Annotated in this window: 19 protein-coding genes and 1 riboswitch; of the genes, 9 read left to right on the top strand and 10 right to left on the bottom strand. The window is 46.3% G+C overall.

All coding sequences use genetic code 11. The features are described 5' to 3' along the window. The 4 genes from H509_RS24165 to H509_RS0103425 all read right to left on the bottom strand — a co-directional run bounded on the left by H509_RS24165 (nt 1) and on the right by H509_RS0103425 (nt 2,816). Nucleotides 1-969: an ATP-binding cassette domain-containing protein gene (locus tag H509_RS24165; protein WP_051286789.1), complete on the bottom strand. Its 969-nt coding sequence runs from the start codon at nt 967-969 to the stop codon at nt 1-3. After that, a complete protein-coding gene (locus H509_RS24160) occupies nt 942-1,766 on the bottom strand; it encodes an ATP-binding cassette domain-containing protein (RefSeq protein ID WP_036696000.1) in 825 nt (274 codons plus the stop codon). Before H509_RS24160 ends, H509_RS24165 begins: the two co-directional genes overlap by 28 nt. 116 nt (nt 1,767-1,882) lie before the next feature. Further along, entirely contained in the window at nt 1,883-2,440 is a 558-nt protein-coding gene (locus H509_RS0103430; RefSeq protein ID WP_028543832.1) for a Gx transporter family protein, read from the bottom strand. Next, nucleotides 2,424-2,816 carry a NusG domain II-containing protein gene (locus H509_RS0103425; RefSeq protein WP_028543831.1) on the bottom strand — a complete coding sequence of 131 codons (393 nt, stop codon included), beginning with the start codon at nt 2,814-2,816 and terminating at the stop codon, nt 2,424-2,426. The genes H509_RS0103430 and H509_RS0103425 overlap by 17 nt, the downstream gene beginning before the upstream one ends. A gap of 235 nt (nt 2,817-3,051) precedes the next feature. Here H509_RS0103425 and H509_RS0103420 point away from each other — a divergent pair, with 235 nt between their 5' ends. The 3 genes from H509_RS0103420 (at nt 3,052) to H509_RS26605 (ending at nt 7,132) form a co-directional block, all read left to right on the top strand. Then, nucleotides 3,052-4,152: an FAD:protein FMN transferase gene (locus H509_RS0103420; RefSeq protein WP_051286788.1), complete on the top strand. Its 1,101-nt coding sequence runs from the start codon at nt 3,052-3,054 to the stop codon at nt 4,150-4,152. Between the two features lie 137 nt (nt 4,153-4,289). Then, a complete protein-coding gene (locus H509_RS0103415; protein ID WP_028543829.1) occupies nt 4,290-5,651 on the top strand; it encodes an anaerobic C4-dicarboxylate transporter family protein in 1,362 nt (453 codons plus the stop codon). A 251-nt stretch (nt 5,652-5,902) separates the two neighbouring features. Further along, a complete protein-coding gene (locus H509_RS26605; RefSeq protein ID WP_028543828.1) occupies nt 5,903-7,132 on the top strand; it encodes a copper amine oxidase N-terminal domain-containing protein in 1,230 nt (409 codons plus the stop codon). A gap of 179 nt (nt 7,133-7,311) precedes the next feature. Here the strand turns inward: H509_RS26605 and H509_RS0103405 are convergent, their stop codons facing one another. From H509_RS0103405 to H509_RS0103385, 4 genes are all read right to left on the bottom strand, one after another. Continuing rightward, on the bottom strand, nt 7,312-9,222 hold the full coding sequence (locus tag H509_RS0103405) for a beta-N-acetylhexosaminidase (RefSeq protein ID WP_028543827.1): 1,911 nt from the start codon (nt 9,220-9,222) through the stop codon (nt 7,312-7,314). 323 nt (nt 9,223-9,545) lie between these two features. Continuing rightward, the gene (locus tag H509_RS0103400; protein WP_028543826.1) at nt 9,546-9,890 is read right to left on the bottom strand and encodes an FMN-binding protein; all 345 of its coding nucleotides are present in this window, start codon (nt 9,888-9,890) and stop codon (nt 9,546-9,548) included. An 80-nt stretch (nt 9,891-9,970) separates the two neighbouring features. Next, nucleotides 9,971-11,386, bottom strand: coding sequence for a flavocytochrome c (locus tag H509_RS0103395; protein ID WP_028543825.1), 1,416 nt, complete (start codon nt 11,384-11,386; stop codon nt 9,971-9,973). A 511-nt stretch (nt 11,387-11,897) separates the two neighbouring features. After that, complete coding sequence (locus tag H509_RS0103385; protein ID WP_028543824.1) at nt 11,898-12,785, bottom strand: formate/nitrite transporter family protein; 888 nt, start codon at nt 12,783-12,785, stop codon at nt 11,898-11,900. A 281-nt stretch (nt 12,786-13,066) separates the two neighbouring features. Between H509_RS0103385 and H509_RS0103380 the strand changes: the two genes are divergently transcribed. After that, nucleotides 13,067-13,600, top strand: a complete 534-nt coding sequence (locus H509_RS0103380) for a hypothetical protein (protein ID WP_028543823.1) — start codon at nt 13,067-13,069, stop codon at nt 13,598-13,600. Then, complete coding sequence (locus H509_RS0103375) at nt 13,600-14,178, top strand: hypothetical protein (protein WP_028543822.1); 579 nt, start codon at nt 13,600-13,602, stop codon at nt 14,176-14,178. The genes H509_RS0103380 and H509_RS0103375 overlap by 1 nt, the downstream gene beginning before the upstream one ends. Nucleotides 14,179-14,268: 90 nt before the next feature. Here the strand turns inward: H509_RS0103375 and H509_RS0103370 are convergent, their stop codons facing one another. Then, entirely contained in the window at nt 14,269-15,702 is a 1,434-nt protein-coding gene (locus H509_RS0103370; RefSeq protein ID WP_028543821.1) for an NAD(P)/FAD-dependent oxidoreductase, read from the bottom strand. Between the two features lie 97 nt (nt 15,703-15,799). Next, nucleotides 15,800-15,899, bottom strand: a riboswitch (purine riboswitch). Between the two features lie 269 nt (nt 15,900-16,168). Between H509_RS0103370 and H509_RS24150 the strand changes: the two genes are divergently transcribed. The 3 genes from H509_RS24150 to H509_RS0103355 all read left to right on the top strand — a co-directional run bounded on the left by H509_RS24150 (nt 16,169) and on the right by H509_RS0103355 (nt 19,216). Then, a complete protein-coding gene (locus H509_RS24150) occupies nt 16,169-17,479 on the top strand; it encodes a LytTR family transcriptional regulator DNA-binding domain-containing protein (protein ID WP_051286787.1) in 1,311 nt (436 codons plus the stop codon). Nucleotides 17,480-17,648: 169 nt separating this feature from the next. Beyond that, entirely contained in the window at nt 17,649-18,503 is an 855-nt protein-coding gene (locus H509_RS0103360; RefSeq protein WP_028543820.1) for an ABC transporter ATP-binding protein, read from the top strand. Continuing rightward, nucleotides 18,500-19,216, top strand: coding sequence for an ABC transporter permease (locus tag H509_RS0103355; RefSeq protein ID WP_245595975.1), 717 nt, complete (start codon nt 18,500-18,502; stop codon nt 19,214-19,216). Before H509_RS0103360 ends, H509_RS0103355 begins: the two co-directional genes overlap by 4 nt. Before the next feature lie 102 nt (nt 19,217-19,318). Here the strand turns inward: H509_RS0103355 and H509_RS0103350 are convergent, their stop codons facing one another. Next, the gene (locus H509_RS0103350) at nt 19,319-19,612 is read right to left on the bottom strand and encodes a YciI family protein (RefSeq protein WP_028543818.1); all 294 of its coding nucleotides are present in this window, start codon (nt 19,610-19,612) and stop codon (nt 19,319-19,321) included. Nucleotides 19,613-19,797: 185 nt separating this feature from the next. Between H509_RS0103350 and H509_RS0103345 the strand changes: the two genes are divergently transcribed. Next, the gene (locus H509_RS0103345; protein ID WP_028543817.1) at nt 19,798-21,180 is read left to right on the top strand and encodes a YjiH family protein; all 1,383 of its coding nucleotides are present in this window, start codon (nt 19,798-19,800) and stop codon (nt 21,178-21,180) included. The last annotated feature ends 195 nt before the right edge of the window (nt 21,181-21,375 follow it).

Genomic DNA, 21,375 nt, shown 5'->3' with positions numbered 1-21,375 from the left:
CTACTCCCCCTTTTCATCTGACTCTGTCATCCCACGAGGTGATGCCTTGTCTGTTTGCTCCTGCTGACTAGCACTGCTATCGGTAGCATACCGATCAACAGCCTTGCTCGCAGCATCACTATTGTGAATGAGCCAATCCGCCCACCCTTCTATTCCAGAAGGGAGCTCATCCACCACTATGCCCAGTCGCTCTGAAATTTCATGAGCAAGCTTCATTTCATTGGGCACGACAATATCTGCTGCTTGCAGCAAATGTGGAGACCTTATCAAGTCTGCACGTGTCCCTGTGTACGTTACTGCCCCTTGCTGCATTAATATAAACTCATCGGCTGCTGCAAGGACTTCGTCCAGCCGGTGGGTGACCATCACAATCGTTCTGCCCTGCTCCACACATAGCCGTTTTAATAATGCAATCAGTTCTGTGCGGCTTACAGGGTCCAGCGTAGCTGTCGGCTCATCTAACACGATTAATTCGGGGTTAGAGGCCAACACAGTAGCAATGGCAACCTTTCGCATCTGTCCACCACTTAACTCAAATGGACTGCGTGCCATAAACGCCTCGTCAAGTCCGACTGCAAGCAGCGCTTCCACTGCGGCTGCTCGTGCCTGTTGCTCGTCCGCGCCAAACTGGATCGGACCAAACATTAGATCTTTTTCAACTGTCTCTTCAAATAGCTGCTGCTCTGGAAATTGAAACACGAGACCTACACGGCTTCTAAGCGGCTTGAGCCCTTTCACCTTCGCTCCAGCTGCGAAAACAACATCATACACTTGAAGCTTCCCCTTGGTAGGCTGATAAATGCCATTCAAATGCTGAAGCAGCGTTGACTTGCCCGATCCTGTAGCTCCTACAATGGCATAGAACTTCCCCTGCTCCAAGCGCAAGCTTACATCGATCAACGCGAGCGGCTGATGGATACTAGCCTTCGCATATTGATAACTTATTTGTTCACATGTAACGATGGCCATAACGCTCTCATCAACTCCTCCTCATGGTGATGAAGCCCAATGTCCATACCTTTTTCCCTTAATTCCAGTGAAAGCGCCAAGGAAAATGGCGGCTGCAATCGGCATTCCCAAGCAAGATTCCTGTCCTCAAACAATTGAATCGGACTCATATCCGCTGCAATCACTCCGTTTCGGATGACAACAGCACGGTCAGAGGCTAATATTTCTTCCGCATCATGGGTAACAGACAAAATCGTAAGCCCTTGATTCTTATGTAAATGCCGCAGACGCAGCAGCATATCCTGCTTGGAGCGCTCGTCCAGCATGGAAGTGGCCTCGTCCCAGATCATAATCTCTGGGTTCAGCACCAGCAATCCGGCAATAGCAACCCGCTGCTTCTGACCGCCAGAGAGTGAAGCAGGATGACGATTCAGCCATTCGCTAATGCCTAATTGTTCCGCAATCGCATCAATTCGCTGCTTCATGTCCGCACGAGGCACACAGCGATTCTCCATGCCGAAGGCGATGTCGTCGCGCACAGTCGTCGCAATAAACTGATTGTCCGGATTCTGGAACAAATATCCGGTCCGGCGGCGTATATCGCTGACACTCTCCCCGTCAAGCAAGGTGCCGTCTATATGTATCGTACCCGAATCAGGGCTCAGCAACCCATTAACCAACTTCACAAGGGTAGACTTTCCTGAACCGTTAGGCCCAACAATAGATACCCATTGTCCACGCGGGACATGCAGCTTCAAGTCGGAAAATAACGCTTCGCGCTTAGGATATTGAAAGTGTATATTTTCCAATCTAATCATTCTGGTACTGCCCCCTGCCCGCTAAAATGTAGCCAACATGATGAAGGCATCATGCCTCCATATCGGACATGACGCCACCAACAACTATGTTTCACTTCGAAATATAAATACAAAGATCAGTTCTCTGGCACAAATGGTTCAAATATCGATAACTTAGACAAGGAAGCAACAACATATTTAACAGCGATACCGATAAATATTCCGGTCACGACTCCAAGCAGCATTAACGGCGGCAAATAATAAAAGATTTTGGAAGTTTTAAATACAATGACCGCAGCTGTTAATTGACCGATATTGTGAGCAACGCCACCAACCACGCTAATGCCAAGTAAACTAATATGTCCACGACCGATTTTCATTAAGCCGTACATGACAACAAAGCTGAACAACGCGCCTAAAAAAGAGAACAAAAATGCGGAGAAGGTGCCAAGAAGCAATGTCATAAGCAACGTTTTGAGAATGACAAGCGTAAAGGCGTCTCGTCCCTTCAAGAAATATAAACAAGTAAGCACCATAATATTGGCGAGTCCAAGCTTTGCACCAGGTATAATAAGCTGTGTTGGCAGCAACGATTCCAATATCCCAAGTACGACTGCAACCGCACTAAAGATCGCGATAATAACCGCCTTCTTCAGCTTAAGCGAAGTGTCGCTTAACTTAACTGACGACGGCATCGAGGTCACTCTCCTCTCCGCTCTCACTCTTCAGTTCTACCAAGACGCGATGCGGCAAGCATACAATTGTATCGCCAGCCCTTGTGACAAAACCGAAGGACAGACACACTTTGTCCGGACAATCCGCATCAAACATTTCAATGCCACCGTCATGTACTTTCAGCACATTTAGGCCGTGGTCTGTTTTAACTGGAATAAGCTGCTCTTCTTTAGTGATCTTTACCTTTTTAAACAATTTTCCATCAACCGATATTTCGGCATACACATTAGCATTGTGCATATTTTCACTTTGATTTTGAAAAAGCCATTTGGGTACGAAGAAAGCCAAGGCCGCCACTATGACTACTCCAATCAGGATTAAGTCTCCACGTTTCATTCTGGTTGACTCCTTGAGTTAAATATAATTTTAAATATCTATGCCATTATACAACTTAGTCAACAATCGTTCAATGTTAGAGGCAAGGCGTAACTGTGAACAAACACCTGCTGTAATGCGATTTTGGTACTATGCTATGCGTCATTTCCTTTCCAATTTACATGTCTGCTGATATAATGAGGTGCTTGTACAGATGCTAATAGCACACTGATTATGAAATACGGAGGAATAGGCTATGAGACCACATTCGACTTCACGTTTACCATTGCACCGCCTCGGGTCTGTCCTTATTGTGGCTTTATCGATGGCTCTATTATTCAGCGGATGCGGAAGTAGTGCTGATCAAACGTCAGAAAAGGGTGGCACAACGGCGCAGCAAGATGTGAAGACCAAATCATACTTTATATTTGATACTATTGTGACTGTGAAAATATACGATTCGCGCGCAAGTGATCAAGACTTCGAGCATATCAACTCCCTTATGAAAGACATTGAAAGTGAAATGAGCCGAACATTGGAAACGAGTGAGCTGTATAAGCTGAATGCCCAGGCTGGTAAAGGTCCTTTTCAAGTTTCGAAGCCCTTATACCAAGTCATCGAAACATCGCTTGATTATGCAGCACGCACACACGGGCGCTTTGATCCAAGCATCGGTCCACTCGTCAACATGTGGAACATCGGACACGATGATGCCAGAGTGCCGGCCAAGACAGAAATTGAGGCAGGCCTCAAGCTGCTTGACTACAACAAGGTCAAGCTGGACAAAAACAACATGACCATCTCCCTTGAGCCGGATATGGTGCTTGATTTAGGGGGCATTGGCAAAGGCTACGCTGCCGATGTAATTGCCGACTACGTGCGGGATCAAGGCTATAAAAGTGCCATTATCGACCTTGGCGGCAACATATACGCCGTTGGTCAGAAGCCTGGCGGTGTAGACTGGACGATCGGCGTCCAAGATCCGAACGAATCAAGAGGCAACCAGATTGGCCGCATGAAGGTAGCGGACAAAACAATTGTCACATCAGGGGTATACGAGCGCTATTTTGTTAAAGACGGCAAGCATTATCACCACATTTTGGATACAACAACAGGTTATCCTGTCGTAAACAATCTCAATAGCGTGACCATTGTTACCGATCGCTCTACTGATGCAGATGCATTGTCCACATCCGCGTTCTCACTTGGATTACAAGAAGGCATGGCTTTTATTGAGTCCAAAACTGAGGCAGAGGCTATCTTTATTACGACAGACCAGAAAGTGTATTGCTCCTCTGGCATCAAAAAATACTTCGAGCTTACCAACGAGGCTTATCATTTTGCTGAGTTAAAGTAATCGTAAGGAATTACGCAACATGTACCGTTATTCAATTTCTGCCCGCCTACTATCCGAACTGCGCGCATCTTGAAGCGTGCGCCGGATAAGGCGGGTATTTTATTGCCACGCTATAAGTTAAGGAAAGGTCGTGAGTTATGTTTGGACTCCAATTATTAATCGTTATCCTCGCCCTATATTTCGGCTCCCGCCTTGGAGGGATTGGCCTAGGTGTCATCGGCGGCTTGGCGTTAGCCGTGCTGACATTTGGCTTCGGCTTAACGCCAAGCGAGCCGCCAATTGATGTGATGCTGATGATTGCAGCAGTTGTAACGGCTACCGCCATTATGCAAACCGCTGGCGGCATGGATGTTCTCGTCCGCTTAGCCGAACGTGCCTTGCGCCGCAATCCGCAGCATATTACTTTTATGGCGCCCGTCGTAACCTATTTGTTTACGTTGTGCGCCGGTACTGGGCATGTGGCGTATTCGGTCATGCCCGTCATCGCCGAAGTAACGCGTCAGTCTGGCGTGCGGCCAGAGCGCCCGATGTCTATTGCTGTAATCGCATCACAACAGGCGATTACAGCAAGTCCAATCTCGGCAGCGACTGTTGCGCTATTGGCGTTGCTCGCGCCCAAAGGTTATCATTTGCCGGATATCCTTATGGTTAGTATTCCCGCGACACTGATCGGATGCGCACTTGGTGCGCTTGTCATGAGCCGATATGGCAAGCCGCTGGCGGAAGATGAGGAATTTAATCGCCGTGTTAAAGAAGGCAGTGTGCTGCCAATAGGAATGAACGAACGTTCCAACTCCGGCTCCGCCCAAGAACAGTCAACAGCGTCAACAGGAGAGGTGAAACAACGCGGCGCGGCACTCTCCGTCGTCTTGTTCCTGCTAGGTGTGCTCGGCGTTGTCTTCTTTGGTTCCTTCCCAAGCTTGCGACCTAGTTGGACCGATGCCGAAGGCGTATTGCAGACGCTCGGTATGCCGCAAATTGTTGAGATTGTGATGCTGTCAGCCGGTGCGCTCATTTTGCTCGCCACGCGTGCCTCGGCAGCCAAAGTTGTTACAAGCGGCATCTTTACGGCTGGCATGCAGGCCGTTATCAGCATTTTTGGTATCGCATGGATGGGCGACACCTTCTTCCGCGGCAACATGGAAATGATTGATGGGGCGATTAGAGATATCGTCACCGCTGCGCCGTGGATGTTTGCCTTTGCTTTGTTTGTAATGTCAATTCTGCTCAACTCACAAGCAGCAACCGTACGTGGACTCATGCCGCTTGGACTAGCCGTAGGCATACCCGCGCCGGCGTTAATTGCGATGTTCCCATCGGTTAATGGATATTTCTTTATCCCGAACTATCCTACCGTCATTGCCGCTATCAACTTTGACCGTACAGGTACGACGCGAATAGGCCGATACCTGCTCAATCACAGCTTTATGCTGCCAGGCATAGTAGCAACAGTATCAGCGGTCACAATCGGCTTCGGCCTCTCTAGTCTGCTGCTGTAACAGGCATCCAAGAAACAGTTGCCTTATGTACCATTCAAGTCACACACTTGCTTCTAAACCTCTCCCGTCTCATGATGATGAAGTCGATCATTACAGCAATTGGGGGAGGTTTTTTGCACCTATGTTGATGCGTTAACGACTGTCTAGCTCAATGAATATATAGTAATCGCTTTCATTTATCGCTATAATCAGTTTAATATTAATGTAATACCTAGACTTTTTATTTTATAGCTAAGTGAGGAGATATGCCTATGCAAACCCGCACACGCGCCCGTTTTGCTGCTCTGTTGTTAAGCTTTTCATGCCTCTTTTTTTACACCGGCGCTGTCATTCCGGCCAAAGCCGCAAGTACGCACCCCAATACGATATCCGTACTCATCAACAACAAGCACGTTCACCTGAGCACGCCCCCTCTCATGAGCAATGGCTCTGTCCTTGTTCCTTTTCGACCCCTTTTTGAACAACTGGGACTACGTGTACAGTGGGATGACAAAAGCCAGACTGTAACCGGAACGCGGGACAAGCTCGTCATTAAACTTCAAATAGGCAGTAAGCAAGCCCAAGTTAATGGAGCTACCGTCACCTTAACCAGTGCTCCCCAATCCATACGCAATTCAACTTATATTCCCCTTCGTTTTATCGGTGAGGCAACAGGAAATACCGTGAAGTGGGACAAACTCAATCAGCAGGTGCTTATCTCAACTTCTCCCACTACCCCGACAGAGCATCAAACAGAAGAACAACAAATAAAATCGCTATTTACGCAATATATTCAATTCGCAAATGAAAAACATTATGAGCGTCTCATGGGATTAATGGATACAAAAGGCTCCTTGTACCAACTTGGTTCCAGCATTCAAGAGCAGATGAACAAATTTGACTTGGCTACAACCCTCAAGGAAATTCATGTGCTCGATCTACGTGGTAATAGCGCGCTTGTACATACGGTTGAATTAACACACAGCACGAAAGGAGCCTTCAAACCAGACAGCCGCAGCGATAATTTATATACCGTAAATAAAATAGACGGCACATGGAAAATAAGCGAACGTGAAGTTAGCGATCTCGTCTATATCGTACTTGACGATGTGCTGCAATCACGTGTCAGTTTGCCAAATAATGAAGAGAAACAGGTTATGAGTACACTTCAGCAGGTCGTTAAATATGAAAACGAAGAAAATGTAGAGGGTCTGCTTGGCAAGATGAAAATGTCCGCCAACGAGCTGGCGAACCTCAAACAAACGTACGTCAAACGGTTTAATACGTATGACTTGGCTGTAAGTCTTGAACAAGCCAAAGTCATTCATTATAGCGGCAATGAGGTTGCCGTTCATATGGTGCAGACCATTAAAAAGCTCAAAGGAGCCGATTTCGAGAATGTCGAGTCCTCTAGCGTTGTCGTCTTGGAGCAAGGCGCAGACGGACAATGGATGATTGTACGCGTATATCCGCTACGTACCACTCCCCTTGCCTCTACGTAAAGGAGCAACAAGCCGGTGCACCGCTGCTTAAATAGCCCCGCCGCAGTGATGAAGCTGGAGGGACTGTCCCGTCATTGAGACAGGGATCAGTCCTTAATACTTCATCACTTTGCGACAGGGCTTTCTTTTTTATAGCTATTTAATGGTATAGCTATTCAATGGCGCTGTGAGGTGAGCTATTAAGTTGCCGATAACACAGCACCGGTTACGATCCGGTGATAGAAGGTGCCCTGCGCAATAATATGCTCCTCAGGAGGACTTAAATATTGGAATGGCAGGCGCTCAGCCTCTAGCTCTTCCAAACGTTCCACATGCCCTTCCACGTAATCAATCAGCCGATCTTCTGCCGATTGCAGGCGGGACAACACGCCGCCGTAACGAATATCAAGCACTTCCCAGCCAAATGGCTTACATGTGGCCATCCACAGCTTGCGGTGCGCTTTGCGTGTTGCATCGACTAACGAGTGCACAAGCGGAATGGAGCATTCCGCCAAACGGCGCAGCGTTTCCTTATCACCCGCTTGATAGGCGCGGGTAACTTGAATGCCTAGGGTGGCCTTCTCTGACAGTACCGCAGCCAGCTTGGTATACAAGTTAAATACTAGCTTATGATCGCCGTCGGCGTTCGCCTCTGCCGCTGTCATGCGATGCGCCAGCTGCTTATAATGCTCGGGTAACGACGTTTCCAGTTCACCCTCCAAATGCTTGTCAAACAATCCAATCAAGGTGTCCTGCCAAAGCAAAAACTTCGAACTGTTTGAGCTGTGCATGTTGTTCACCGTTACGCCTGGAGTCTCATCCAAATAAGTGAGCTGCCAATAATCATCGAAGCTCTGCCCTGTACATGTACGGAAACGTTCCTTCAATCGATTATCGTCCACATCGCCGGAAGTGTAGCCATGCTCTGCAAACAATTGCAAGCCTAGCAAGGTCGTCATTAGGTTGGTCTCTTGGCCATTATCACCCCATGCCGTTGCGAATACTTCCTTCACGCCTTTGGCCTTGCAGGCGAGCAGCGCCGGGTTCGTATTCTCCCACGTCTTGCCGTAGTTAGGACTTATGCTGCCCCACGTCCAGATCCCTCCTGCAAATACAGGTTCTGAGCCAAGCTGGCGATGCTTATCAATAAAGTCCTCATAGAACGCCTGATCGTTATGGTAGTAATCCCAATATACGAAGCGTACACCTTTTGGAATTTGGGATACAACTTCCGCAGTGAAATCGACTTCCCCATCATAATAATGGCCGCCATCCTTCATCAATAGATGGAAATACATGTCGCTCCACATCATCGGTTCCAAGCCATACTTTTTTGTTAGCTCCAGCACTTTTGCCAAATGCTCATTCATTATATCAAAGCGTTCCCGAAAGCCATTTTTGATCAAATAACGACCTAATCCTAGCCCAAACGCTTCATCCATACCGATATGAATCCGCTTCGAACGTACAGAATCCGATACTGCCTTAAACATTTGCTCGATAAACACATAAGTATCTTCATAATGAGCAAGCAGCACGTCTTCCGTATCCCGTAATTCCAGCATCGAGTCCCATTTCAGCGCTTGCGCCAAGTGCCCTAGTGTCTGAATGCACGGGATAACCTCAATCCCGAATTGTGCTGCGTACTCGTCAATTTCACGTAACTCTGCCGCTGTGTAGCGACCGCGCATGTAGCCGAAGTAAGGACGTTCTTTAATTTCATACGTATCTTCGGTATACAACATAAGTCCATTTAAGCCCATTAGCGCCATCGAGCGCAATGTCTGCTTGATCATGTGCAAGTTTGGCACAGCATTGCGCGATGCGTCAAACATCGTGCCGTTATAAGTAAACTGAGGCTCTTCCTCAGTAACGCCTTCTGCATCGTTTTGTATTCTTTCCACCAGCAAGCTTAACGCGCGGAAAAAGTGAATGGGCTCCTCATAACGAATCCATCCCTTACCCTGCTCCCACTTCACAAATAGCTTACCTTTGGCTTGTTCCACCTGAACGGTTATGCCCTCTTCACTCTGTTCAAACCCCAGATTCGACTGTAACGTTTGAATGCCTGGCAGCAACGCACTTATGTCACCTGTAACATGTAGTCTCATAGCCGAATTCCTCCCATCAATCACGTTGTAGGCGCTTACAGTATGTCGTACATGTAAATGTGCAAATACTGTTGAGCTGCTACTAGTGTATCATACATTTATCAATAAAAGTGAGCATTAACGTGACAAATGGTGCAAAAAATAATACATAAAATCTTAAAATCAAGATATATTTATTACAAATGTAAAATTAAACATTACAATAACGTTGTCTTTCTCTCGTTATGTCCCATTCTCCATTCACGATACTGAACAAACCTCTACCGTGCCAACATGTAACAAGGGCCGCTCTAATGAACGGCCCCTTTCCTATGGAGTTACAATTATTTGGCTTGCTCCAGTGCTTGCTTCACGGCAGCAAGTACACCTTCTGAAGATTTGGTTGCACCCGTTAATGCCTCTACACCTGCCGTATCCTGCTTCGTCACAATATCAGGAATTGTATTCTCTTTAACTGCTTCAATTAACTGTGCAGTTTCTTCATGTTCTTTCAGTTCAATGCTCTCGATCTTGCCCGCTTTTACCGTTACCGCCACTTTAATGTCGCTCGATGCTCCACGGCCTGTTCCTTCATATGTTCCATCTTTATATTTACCAGCGCCGCCACAACCAGACAACAGCAATGCTGCCGCAAGACCAAGTGCCACCCACGAAGCTGCTTTTTTCATCGTCAATCTCTCCCCTGCATCCATTTAATCACTTACTCGCTATACTCGCTTTATAGTTATACCAGTTCTTATTAGCTAGGTTAGGATTTTACTAACTTTGCTGCGTTTGTGCCTGCAATCTTGCCAAATGTAATAATATCAGCCAGCGCGTTGCCACCAAGACGGTTGCCGCCATGCACGCCGCCCGTTACCTCACCAGCTGCAAATAATCCCTTCATAATCGTGCCATCCTCTTTTAACACCTGTGCATCTGTATTAATTTTGAGACCACCCATCGTATGGTGAACAGCAGGTGTAACTTCGATCGCATAATAAGGACCTTTGTTTAGCTCACGAGGCAAATCAGCACGTTCGAATTGGCTATCTTTACCCGCCTTAACCAGCCCATTGTACTCTTTTACAGACTCGGACATAACTGCTTTATCTACATTAAGTTTTTCAGCCAGCGCCTCTACGCTGTCTGCTTCTGCAACCAAACTCATATTAAAATATTCTTCTGTAGCTTTTAAGCTATCACGCATCCCTTTGTCAAAAAATAAAAAGGCGCGCCCGTCTTTTTGCTCCAAAATCGCTTTGGACACAACATCACGTGTTAACAGCTCATTTACAAATCGTTTACCCTCTTTGTTTAATAAGATGGCCCCGTTGCCACGAACAGCTTCTGTTACCATCACACCTTTATCAGGCACTACGGTCGGGTGTGTTTGTATTTCCGATATATCAACAAGTCCTGCACCAAGCTTGTTAGCCATATCCATCACTTCTCCTGTTGCACCAGGGTGATTGGTAGTGGCAAAACCTTTTAGTTCAGGCTTGTACTTCATGACCATGTCTTGGTTGGCAGAGAATCCGCCTGTTGCCAACACGACAGCTTTTGCGTTAATAGTATATTCCTTGCCCTCTTTATCTTTTGCTTTGACACCCGTTACATTACCGTCTTTATCCGTCACGATCTCTGTCAGTTCATTACGCGTGCGCACGTCAATACCTTTAGCTTTAGCTGTTTTGTCCAATACCGAAGCAATATGCGAACCTACAGCTGCGCCGCCTGTAGGACGGTGTGTCCGATTCACGCTGGCACCCGCCATCCGGCCTACGTCAGACAAATCTGCGCCAAAGCCCTCAAGCCATTCGACGGAACCTTTGGCATTTGTCGTTAAGACTTGAACAAGATCCGGATTGTTCTTATCATATCCGCCCTTCATCGTATCCTCGAAAAATAGTTGCTGGCTATCTTTAATCCCTTTTTCTATTTGCTGCTTGGTGCCCGCTGCATTTAAGCCGCCTGTCGCACGCGTTGTGTTGCCGCCGACCATTGGCATCTTCTCAAGAACGATAACTTTAGCTCCGTCTTCTGTTGCTTTAACCGCAGCCGACAGACCTGCGCCGCCTGCTCCAACTACAACAACATCCGCCGTTTCCCCTTTACTGCCGCAACCAGCTAACATGGACATCACCATCACAGCCGATAATACTGTTGCTACCCACTTCTTCATTAAAATACTCCCTTTCAGCCTAGTTTAGTGCTAACCCTAGCTCTATCTCTACTGTCATTAAGCAAAATTCGTAATTCACATCAAAATGTAATTTTGATAATAGTGAATATTTTCACTTAATAACTTACTTTTATATTATCACGTTAGCGATATCATTCATGTGAAAAAGTTCACTTTTGAAATTTGTAATTCATGACACTACAAATTTGATCTTGTTATTCATGTAATCGTGTTACCACGCCTTTAGGATGTACGCAGATAGTTGTAGCGACACCTGCTCAACTACTATCCATATCTTATCCGCGTCCTTAGCTTCACTCTCCCCTTGACTCAGAAACTGCCTATCCAAACTGCCCATCCTTTTAAAATCCTTTTAAAAGGGTGTCAACAGACTAGCATCTGCCTGAGCTATCGGGAGAGTGAAACAAACGATATTCAAAATAAAAGACCGCCCCAAAAGCATAATTGCTTCAGAGACAGCCTTGATCCGCTGTATACATATAGCTTGATACTAATTAAGATGAGGCTTCACATTCGAAACAGAAGATGCCGCTGAAGCTTGAGGCGCGGCTGTACAATCTGAATCTACATTCTCGACAGATGCAGATGCTCCAACAGATACAGGTTCATACTTTTTCAAATAGACCATGTAATAAATACCTGCCACAAATACGGCACCTCCGACCAGGTTACCAAGCCATACCGGAACGAAATTAGTCATATACTGTCCCCAACTATAGTGGCCTTCGAAGATCGCAGCAGGTATTACAAACATATTGGCCACGACGTGCTGAAATCCAATCGCAACAAACGCCATTGTAGGAAACCATATACCTAGAATCTTTCCGCTAAAGCTTTTGGAACCATAAGCAAGCCATACCGCTAAAGCTACCAGCCAGTTACATCCAATTCCTGATACAAATGCTTGCAGGAAAGTATCATGAAGCTTATGGCCTGCAACGTCAATCGTTTTCTCCAAATATACGCCGCTTCCTGTCAGCCCTACAATATGGCCAAAGAAATAAGCAACAAATAATGCACCCAAAAAATTCGTTATTGTAATCACAACCAGGTTGCGGACAACCTCCATTGTGGAAATACGTCCTTTCATCCGCGCCAACGGCACCGCCATCATGTTGCCGGTCAGCAGTTCACCGCCTGCCAGCAGCACCAGTATTAACCCGACAGGGAACAATGCGGCTCCAATCAAGCTGTTTATGCTTCCCCACTCTGCGGGTGCGCCTGCTGTCACTCGAATATATAATAAATACCCAAGCGCGATAAACGCACCTGCCAAAAAGCCTAACAGGGCCATCACGCTTAAAGGATTACGAGCCTTCACTACACCAGTCTCCACGGTAGCTGCTGCAATTTCTTGCGGCTTCAAATAGCCTGCCATGTTGATTCCTCCTCTATGACTAATCATCTTTTAGGTGTGGGTTTACGAATGGAAATTAGCTAAAATTCTTATATTTCTATAATAGCTAACGTTCCATATAGATAATGTGCAATTTATCACAATCACCTGCGATCTATAGGCATAAACCTTAAAATTTATATACCTGCCACACAACGGAACTTGTCCACGCACGAGATGACTGCTCGTCACATACTCTATATCAACCGTAAAGGACAGTAGATTATCAGTCCCACTTTTAATGAGGAGGGAGTAATATATAAATGCCTAATCATGCCGTCTTTAATACGACATCCACCCAGTTATACGCACTGCTCACTAATACCTACACCAACCCGGCAGTTGAAGAAGATGCTTCAGCGGCTGCTGCCGCTGCGGGAGTTTCCTTTCTGCTGCCAACAGGCAATGTCAGCGTAGGGGGAAGCCAAAACCTGCTGTTGCAAATTACAAATCCATCTGGGAGCGGCAAATCTGTCTATATGAACAACATATCAGGCGGAGCCTCCGCTAGTGCCAGTTTAATTCTATACGCTGGCGGGACCATCACTGGAGGCACAACGCCGAGTGCTATTAACAGCAATCTAGGTAACGGTACAGCTAGTATTGTAACGACTAAACAATTGACAGGTACGCTAGGCGGAACCCCAACGACTCTATACTCTACTTTTGTGACCGCGGGTGTGTACACCTTTTCTTTTGGCGGCAGTATCGTCGTACCACCAAATCAAGTCTTTACCGTATCGTTGGGTGTTGGCTCGTTAACGGGATCGGTTAACCTGAACTGGTGGGAAGTATAATGAGTAACTTTCATGTGTTTAATTCAATCAACAATTCAGTATACTCCTTGGCTACTAACACGATCAGTTCGCCCGCCGCTGTCTCACCGCCGCAATACAGCGCCAGCATTAACGGTAATATGTTCAGCGCGTTTACGACCAACTCTGCCTCACTAGGCGTACTTGGCGGCTCTGTTGTTACATCCCTGCGCATGAACAATGGAAGCTCAACAAAATCGTGTTATATTATCAGTGTTGCTGGTGGTGTAGGGGTTGGGCTAAGCCTGTTGTCGAGCTTGTCAGCCACATATACGATGTATAGAGGTGGTACGCTGTCCTCTCCTTCAGGTGTGTCAACTAATAATGCCAATCTAGGCAGCAGCAACACGAGTATTATGACCGTCACAAGCTCAACTTCAGCTGTTAGCGGAGGAACTGCTATTATATCCATGCCTGTTGTGGGCGGTCCTTTCACGCTTAATTTTAATGGTGCTATTATTGTGCCGCCCTCACAAACGTTATCCCTTAACATGAGTGCCTCACTTTCCGTGCTTGGCGTATTGTCCGTTCAAACGAGTGTGTTCTGGTGGGAAGCGTAACCCCATTTCGACTAAAATAGGAGCGAGACACGAGAGATATGTCCCGTGTCTCGCTCCTATTATTTTGTTACCAATCGGTTTTCTCGTCTTTTATGACCGCTTTGCTACAATACTGCGTGCAATGTGTACGCCTGCTGCTCCTGCCTGTGCTAAGCCGCGAGTAATACCTGCCCCGTCCCCGCCACAGTACAAGCCTTCAATCTCGGATTCAAGTGTATCGTCCAGCTTCGGACGAGCAGAATAAAACTTGGCCTCAACTCCATAGAACAACGTATGCTCAGAGGCTATGCCTGGCGTCACCTTGTCAAGCGCATCCATCATCTCGATCAAGCTTTTCATCGTGTTGTAGGGAAGCACCAGCCCTAAGTCGCCCGGCACTGCTTCGCGAAGTGTAGGCTCTAAAAACCCTTCCCGAATCCGGTTGTCAGTGGAACGGCGGCCTCTTATAATATCGCCATATTTCTGTACAATTACGCCCCCGCTGGAAAGGTCGTTTGCACGTTTACAAATCTCACGTGCATATTCATTAGGCTTGTCGAATGGCTCCGTAAACCGATGAGACACTAGCAGCGCAAAGTTCGTATTGGCCGAACCGAGCTTCGGATCTTTGTAGGAGTGACCATTTGCGCACATAATTCCGCTATGGTTCTCTACTACTACGTGTCCCGAAGGATTGCTGCAAAAGGTGCGGACTCGGGTGCCAACAGACGTGTTATAAATAAATTTCCCTTCATATAAGTGCGTGTTAATTTCCTGCATAACGACGTCAGATGTTTCCACACGTACACCAACATCGACTTGATTGTTATACATTTTCAAGCGGCGCTTCTTCAAAATCTCAGTTAGCCACGCCGAGCCATCTCGACCGGGTACAATAACGACTTGATCCGCCTCGTAAATCTCTCCGCTTTTTAACTCTATACCTTTGATTCTATGTTTACCGTCCTGCTTATGCGTCACAATGTCCGTAACTTCGGCTTTATATATCATCTCAATACGAGGCTTAAGATACTCATAAATGGACTTCAAAATTTCAAGATTTTGTTCTGTCCCTAAATGCCGGACTTGAGCACGCAGCAGCTTCAAGCCAGCCGCATAACCCTGCTGCTCGATCTGCCGCACGGTCCCTGTTGTCGGATCGGTAATCTCTCTTGTCGCCCCGTGCTCCAAATTGATGTTATCCACGTAGCGAATGAGATCCAGCACTTGAGTTGGCGCCAAATAGTCCGTCAGCCAGCCACCAAACTCAGTCGTTACATTAAATTTACCGTCGCTGTAAGCGCCCGCACCACCAAAGCCATTTGTAATGGAGCATGCCGGAACGCAGCCCGCAAAATCTTTCTTGCCTGCTGGCGGAGGACACATCTTAATCTTTTCTTCCAAAATTGGACAACTGCGACGATAAATATCATGACCCTTATCCACCAGAGCAACCCGTAAATGCGGCGCTTTTAAAGTCAATTCGTAACAAGTGAAAATTCCTGCTGGACCTGCTCCAACTACAATAACATCATACTTACTCATAAGTTCCTCCTTGATAACCATTAATCAAGTAATTGCTCACTTGAATATCATTTGCCATAGGCAAAAAAATTCCTGACCGCGATGCGGAAGTGCGATAAAGAACCGCACATCCGATCGTAGTCAGGAATTTACGGTTCCCGGTAGAAACCCCTGAACCTTATCATCAGGGATATACGAACAAGACAATGTTGATTGCATCATACTTATCAGGTTGTTGTAAGCAACAATCACATTGTAATAGACATAAGCGAACGAGTCAATAGATATTTAACTAATTGTTCGTAAATATATAGATATAATTCATGTTTAATTACTAATTTAAATAATACTTAGTTAATTACCGAACATTGCTTCTGACCACCGACCATCTTTCTATATTATGGCTATTCAAGATATCTGTTTCGATTTATGATCAAGTATAGTATTTGTAATTTGAAACGATTAGAAACGGAGTGAATTAAAGTCTATGTCAGCATCCAAGCAAGCACATACAACCGCAGCTTCGCATGATTGCTCTAGCCTTCACATTAAGAAACTGCAAGTGACCAAAGGAAATTCAACTTTGCTTGATCCACTAACACTTCACATAGAGCCCGGCCAGTGTGCCGCTATTCAATGTAATCACGCGATGGGGCAATTGTTAATAGATGTTCTGCTAGGTGTACAGCAACCCTCATCTGGGTCTGCAACGTGGAACAATCAACCACTGGTGTTAAAGAAACAGCTTCAGCCGTTTGTTGGTTGGGTCAGACAACAGGACCCTGTCTACGAACGGCTTAGCTCGCGAGAAGCTCTTTTGTTTTATATGAAATTGTTCGGCTCTTCTAATAAAGATCGTATTAGCCGGATGCTCCACATAGTTGGTCTGCAAGAAAAACAAAATGTGCCCCTTTTCAAATTAACTGCTTCTGAACAGCGACGCTTTCATTTTGCTCGTGCAGCTATTCATGCGCCTCGACTGATTTTAATCGAAGACCCTGAGTTTCAGCTAGATATGGAAAGCTGCTTTATACTGCGTCAATGGCTTGCCGCCCTCATTGAAGAAGGCACTGCTGTGTTGATGACCGTGCCAGCCTTAGAGAGCGCTATGTCGCTCACTTCCTTTATTACCCGTTGGACACCCGCTGGATTCAAGCAAATGGTGCTAGAGCAGGACATTAAGACAGACACTGACACAAGCGATGAAGTAGCGCTTTCCGCTGAACATTCGGAAGAAATGGAATCCTTTGAAAAATTACCAACTTCTTCTTATTCCGATGAGGAGCCATCATCATCAGAAAAAGCTGCACACTTGCACGTCGAGGCACCTCTCACTGAGGTAAATGCCTCGCTTAAGGTCAATGATATGATGAACGAGACGGGCAAGCCTGCTTCTGAGCAATCACAAGAAGAGGCTGAAGATACCAATCAACACGAGGTCAAATACATCCCGCCCATTATGCTGGATAAAATACCTGCACGTATTCAAGACAAAATCGTGCTTATTGATCCGCTTGAAATTAATTTTGTGGAAAGTCAAGATGGGCTGTCGCATCTGCACATCCAACACGAAACCTATCCAAGCTCGATGACATTGCTACAGTTGGAACAAAAATTAAAAGCTTTTGGCTTCTTTCGTTGTCACCGATCTTACTTAGTGAACTTGCAGCGTGTTCGTGAAGTCATTATTTGGTCACGCAACAGCTACAGCCTTGTTTTGGATGATGAGCAGAAAAGCAAAATCCCACTCTCTAAAGGCAAATATGAGGAGATGAAGCTTATACTAGGCATATCGTGATGTGTTCCATTCACCCCTTAAAGAGGCTCCATTCAACCTAATGTATGCGCATTTCATCCGATATTTGATGTGACAGGAGCGTACTCGTCGTACGATGGAAGTGTCAGAAGGGACGGACATTACACCGCTCCGCCAAAATCATATCCAATTACAAAGTGAGGGTGCATACATGGAACACATTATTGAAGTACAAGGGATGACTAAAGCTTTTGAGAATAAGACCGCGCTTCAGCATCTTGATTTTCACGTCAAAAAAGGTGAGATATTCGGCTTCTTAGGTCCGAGTGGATCAGGCAAGACCACTACCGTCAAAATATTAACTGCCCAATTAATGCCCAGTTCCGGTATTGCCAAAGTGTTCGGGGTTGATGTGAAGAAGATGAATGAGCAGGAGCGCGCTCGTCATTTACAACGTATCGGCATATTAACAGACAACAGCACGTTGTACGACCGATTATCCGTGAAAGACAATTTGGAGTTGTATTGCAAGCTGTACGGCGTATCCACTAAACGTGTAGATGAGGCGCTGGAGCAGGTTAATCTCCAGCAGGAGCGCAGCACAACCGTAAAAACATTATCTAAAGGCATGAAGCAGCGTGTCACATTAGCCCGTGCTCTTATCCATCAACCCGATCTGCTGTTTCTCGATGAGCCTACTTCAGCGCTTGATCCCACCAACACTCGTCATATTCATCATTCACTACGTGAACTAAATCGTGCAGGAACAACGATTTTTTTGACGACACATGATATGGAAGAAGCTGAAGCTATATGCGACCGGATCGCCTTCCTTCACCAAGGCAAACTAGCCGCAATGGACACACCACAGCAGCTTCGATTAAATAATTCGGACCATACTGTTACCGTCTCCACAGCAGAAGGTACGTTCCAACTAAAACAAGATGCGGAAGGTGCCAAGCAGATTTATGACTGGATGATTAGCGGCAAAGTGCAATCCATTCATTCCAACGAACCGACGTTAAATGATATTTTTATTTCCTTAACTGGAGGCGTATTAAAATGATGACTTTTTCCATGAGTAGACTTCAAGCTATTATTGGCAAAGAATATAAAGATGCAATGAAAAACACCACCCTGCTGCTGACGGCAGTACTGCCTATCCTCTTCTCTTATATGTTTGGCACAATTGCCGAAGGAGCAACATCGTTAGTGCTAACACTGCCCATTAATATGGCTTTGATGATGACAGGTGCCAGCGTGCAGGCGATTATGATCGCAGAAGAGAAAGAAAAGCATACTCTACGGGTTCTGATGCTGTCCCCGGCAAGACCGATGGAAGTCCTTATGGGCAAAAGTGTCATCGCAGGTATGCTAACCATTCTTGTGTTGATTGCTTCTTTTGTGGTAGGTAAGACGCCTCATGTGCCTATCGCCGGATTACTTTTAACGATTGCACCTACTTTAATTATGTACTTGGCTATGGGCACGATCATTGGATTGTTATCCCGCAGCACGATGGAAACCACATTTGTCAGCATGCCGATTATGGTACTGTTTATGTTCGGCCCGTTATTCGGACCGTCCCTCAAGAGTGAGCTGGTGAATACGCTTGTTAGTTATACACCGTCCGAGCGATTAACGATAGCGATCGACTTGCTTTGGAAAGGTGGCAGTATCGGAGATATACTCGTACATGCCGCTATCATTTGCATCTGGATGATCGCTTCCATCGTGGCGTGTCTCGTTCTGTATCGCAGTAAACGATACGACGCCTAAGGTTATCGCTCGACATAAGCTTACAATATTTCCCGAGCAATAATATCCCCCTAGACCACACTGGCGCAAGCTTGTGATCGCTAGGGGGATTCGCTTTAGTGACTAGCTGAGCGACAGTCGATTTTTAAGACAGTCCGCTGCCTTCGTAGGGCGGAATCGCATCCGCTCATAACGTGCGACCCCATGCTGGTAAAAGGGATCTGCAGACAAAATCGCTTCAAGCTCGTCCTCATCATCCGTGTCAACTACAATGAGACCGCCGCTGCGCGGTTCGAATGGACCAGACATAATAAACTTGTCCGCCGCATAATACGTGTCGAGAAATGCACGGTGCCCATCTAAATATTCATCTACCGCTTCTACAGAACATGTATATGTAATCGTTACCAAAAACATCTGTTCTCTCCCCTTTCTGTTGCTAAATACAACGTCAATCCTACTCTCCCACCGCAAATGACGCAAGCTCCGCCGTATATTCCAACATATTCCTTGACTAAAGGGGTTGGATTTTTGCTTATAATCGTATAAAGTTGTCCATGTTGCATAAATATACTTATTTCGGTATGAGGAGAACGTACTACATGACATCCAACCATGACTCAGCTTCCCTTCAGACGCCGCCTTCGCGACTGTCTGCAAGTGCAGTGCTGTCCTTTTTAATACCTTCGATTTTAGGGCTATTGTTATTCGTAGTCCCCGTTTCGTGGGACGGAGAGGTAACGGTGCCCATTGCTTTTCTCGCCAAATACATTCAGCAAGTGTGTGAAGGGATATTAGCTCCCGCAACAGTTATGCTCATTTCCCTTGCATGGCTTGGCTCACTCATTAATATTGGCATTCGTTCTAGCAGGCTTGCCCACCATCACCTGTGGAGAACGTTGTTTAACGTCACACCATTTTGGTTTGGTGTGCGTACGTTAGGTTTTGTGTTTGCCATTTTAACGTATTGGAAAATAGGGCCTGAATGGATATGGTCCGCTGACACAGGGGGGATGCTGCTCAACAGTTTGCTTCCTGGTCTGTTTGTCGTGTTTATGTTGGCTGGCTTGCTGCTCCCGCTGCTGGTGGACTTCGGCTTGCTGGAATTTGCAGGTATGCTGATGAGTAAAGTGATGCGGCCACTATTTACGCTGCCTGGTCGGTCTTCTATTAACTGTATGGCCTCTTGGCTTGGTGACGGCACAATTGGCGTGATGATGACTAGCAAGCAGTACGAATCCGGTCATTACACGCAGCGCGAAGCTGCGGTCATTGGCACCACCTTTACAGCTGTGTCTATAACGTTTAGCTTTATTGTGTTATCCAATGTACACCTCGGGCATATGTTTCTGCCGTTCTATGCAACTGTTACGTTTGCTGGCATGATCGCAGCTATTATTATGCCGCGTATTCCGCCACTTTCACGCAAGCCTAACACGTATGAGCCTGGAGCAGTAGCCGTAACGGAGGAAATTGTACCGCCAGGCTGGACGTCTTGGCGTTGGGGGCTGCACCAAGCTGCTGCCAAAGCGAAAAGCCATGAAGGGTTCCGTTCTTTCTTCCATAATGGCGGCAAAAACATTCTTGACCTATGGGTTGGCGTCATTCCAGTTGTTATGGCCATAGGAACAACGGCAGTGGCTCTCGCTACGCACACACCGCTGTTTGAATGGCTTGGCAAGCCTTTTCTGCCTATCTTGAATGTGCTGGGTGTACCTGAAGCAGAGGCCGCCGCCCAAACTGTAATGGTTGGCTTTGCGGATATGTTCCTCCCTACTGTGCTGGCCTCCGGTATCGAAAGCGAGCTGACACGGTTTGTTGTTGCTGCTCTATCGGTTACGCAGCTGATATACATGTCCGAAGTAGGCGGGCTGCTGCTTGGCTCCAAGCTTCCCGTTCATATGAAGGACCTGATCCTTATTTTTATTTTACGGACAATGATTACGCTGCCTATTATAGTAGGGATCGCCCATCTGCTATTCTAGCTTCTATTTAATGCCGGTTCACTAAGGGCCTTTATGTACTGCCTCTCGTTTAAGTTATCGTAAAAAGAATGAAATTTAAGAAATATCGTGATTAGCCCTGTCTGCTTTCGGTAACATACCGTTTTATGCAGATATTGGGCTTTTTTCGTTATTGCCTGACTTTACATAACAAGAGTATGGTTACATTCATCAACG

Source organism: Paenibacillus taiwanensis DSM 18679, from assembly GCF_000425125.1.
GTDB lineage: Bacteria > Bacillota > Bacilli > Paenibacillales > Paenibacillaceae > Paenibacillus_B > Paenibacillus_B taiwanensis.
This window is presented reverse-complemented; position numbering and strand designations above follow the sequence as displayed.

Excerpts from the sequence above, each read along its gene's own strand:
- H509_RS24165 (WP_051286789.1), bottom strand. The coding sequence starts at position 969 with ATGGCCATCGTTACATGTGAACAAATAAGTTATCAATATGCGAAGGCT.
- H509_RS24160 (WP_036696000.1), bottom strand. The coding sequence starts at position 1,766 with ATGATTAGATTGGAAAATATACACTTTCAATATCCTAAGCGCGAAGCG.
- H509_RS0103430 (WP_028543832.1), bottom strand. The coding sequence starts at position 2,440 with ATGCCGTCGTCAGTTAAGTTAAGCGACACTTCGCTTAAGCTGAAGAAG.
- H509_RS0103425 (WP_028543831.1), bottom strand. The coding sequence starts at position 2,816 with ATGAAACGTGGAGACTTAATCCTGATTGGAGTAGTCATAGTGGCGGCC.
- H509_RS0103420 (WP_051286788.1), top strand. The coding sequence starts at position 3,052 with ATGAGACCACATTCGACTTCACGTTTACCATTGCACCGCCTCGGGTCT.
- H509_RS0103415 (WP_028543829.1), top strand. The coding sequence starts at position 4,290 with ATGTTTGGACTCCAATTATTAATCGTTATCCTCGCCCTATATTTCGGC.
- H509_RS26605 (WP_028543828.1), top strand. The coding sequence starts at position 5,903 with ATGCAAACCCGCACACGCGCCCGTTTTGCTGCTCTGTTGTTAAGCTTT.
- H509_RS0103405 (WP_028543827.1), bottom strand. The coding sequence starts at position 9,222 with ATGAGACTACATGTTACAGGTGACATAAGTGCGTTGCTGCCAGGCATT.
- H509_RS0103400 (WP_028543826.1), bottom strand. The coding sequence starts at position 9,890 with ATGAAAAAAGCAGCTTCGTGGGTGGCACTTGGTCTTGCGGCAGCATTG.
- H509_RS0103395 (WP_028543825.1), bottom strand. The coding sequence starts at position 11,386 with ATGAAGAAGTGGGTAGCAACAGTATTATCGGCTGTGATGGTGATGTCC.
- H509_RS0103385 (WP_028543824.1), bottom strand. The coding sequence starts at position 12,785 with ATGGCAGGCTATTTGAAGCCGCAAGAAATTGCAGCAGCTACCGTGGAG.
- H509_RS0103380 (WP_028543823.1), top strand. The coding sequence starts at position 13,067 with ATGCCTAATCATGCCGTCTTTAATACGACATCCACCCAGTTATACGCA.
- H509_RS0103375 (WP_028543822.1), top strand. The coding sequence starts at position 13,600 with ATGAGTAACTTTCATGTGTTTAATTCAATCAACAATTCAGTATACTCC.
- H509_RS0103370 (WP_028543821.1), bottom strand. The coding sequence starts at position 15,702 with ATGAGTAAGTATGATGTTATTGTAGTTGGAGCAGGTCCAGCAGGAATT.
- H509_RS24150 (WP_051286787.1), top strand. The coding sequence starts at position 16,169 with ATGTCAGCATCCAAGCAAGCACATACAACCGCAGCTTCGCATGATTGC.
- H509_RS0103360 (WP_028543820.1), top strand. The coding sequence starts at position 17,649 with ATGGAACACATTATTGAAGTACAAGGGATGACTAAAGCTTTTGAGAAT.
- H509_RS0103355 (WP_245595975.1), top strand. The coding sequence starts at position 18,500 with ATGATGACTTTTTCCATGAGTAGACTTCAAGCTATTATTGGCAAAGAA.
- H509_RS0103350 (WP_028543818.1), bottom strand. The coding sequence starts at position 19,612 with ATGTTTTTGGTAACGATTACATATACATGTTCTGTAGAAGCGGTAGAT.
- H509_RS0103345 (WP_028543817.1), top strand. The coding sequence starts at position 19,798 with ATGACATCCAACCATGACTCAGCTTCCCTTCAGACGCCGCCTTCGCGA.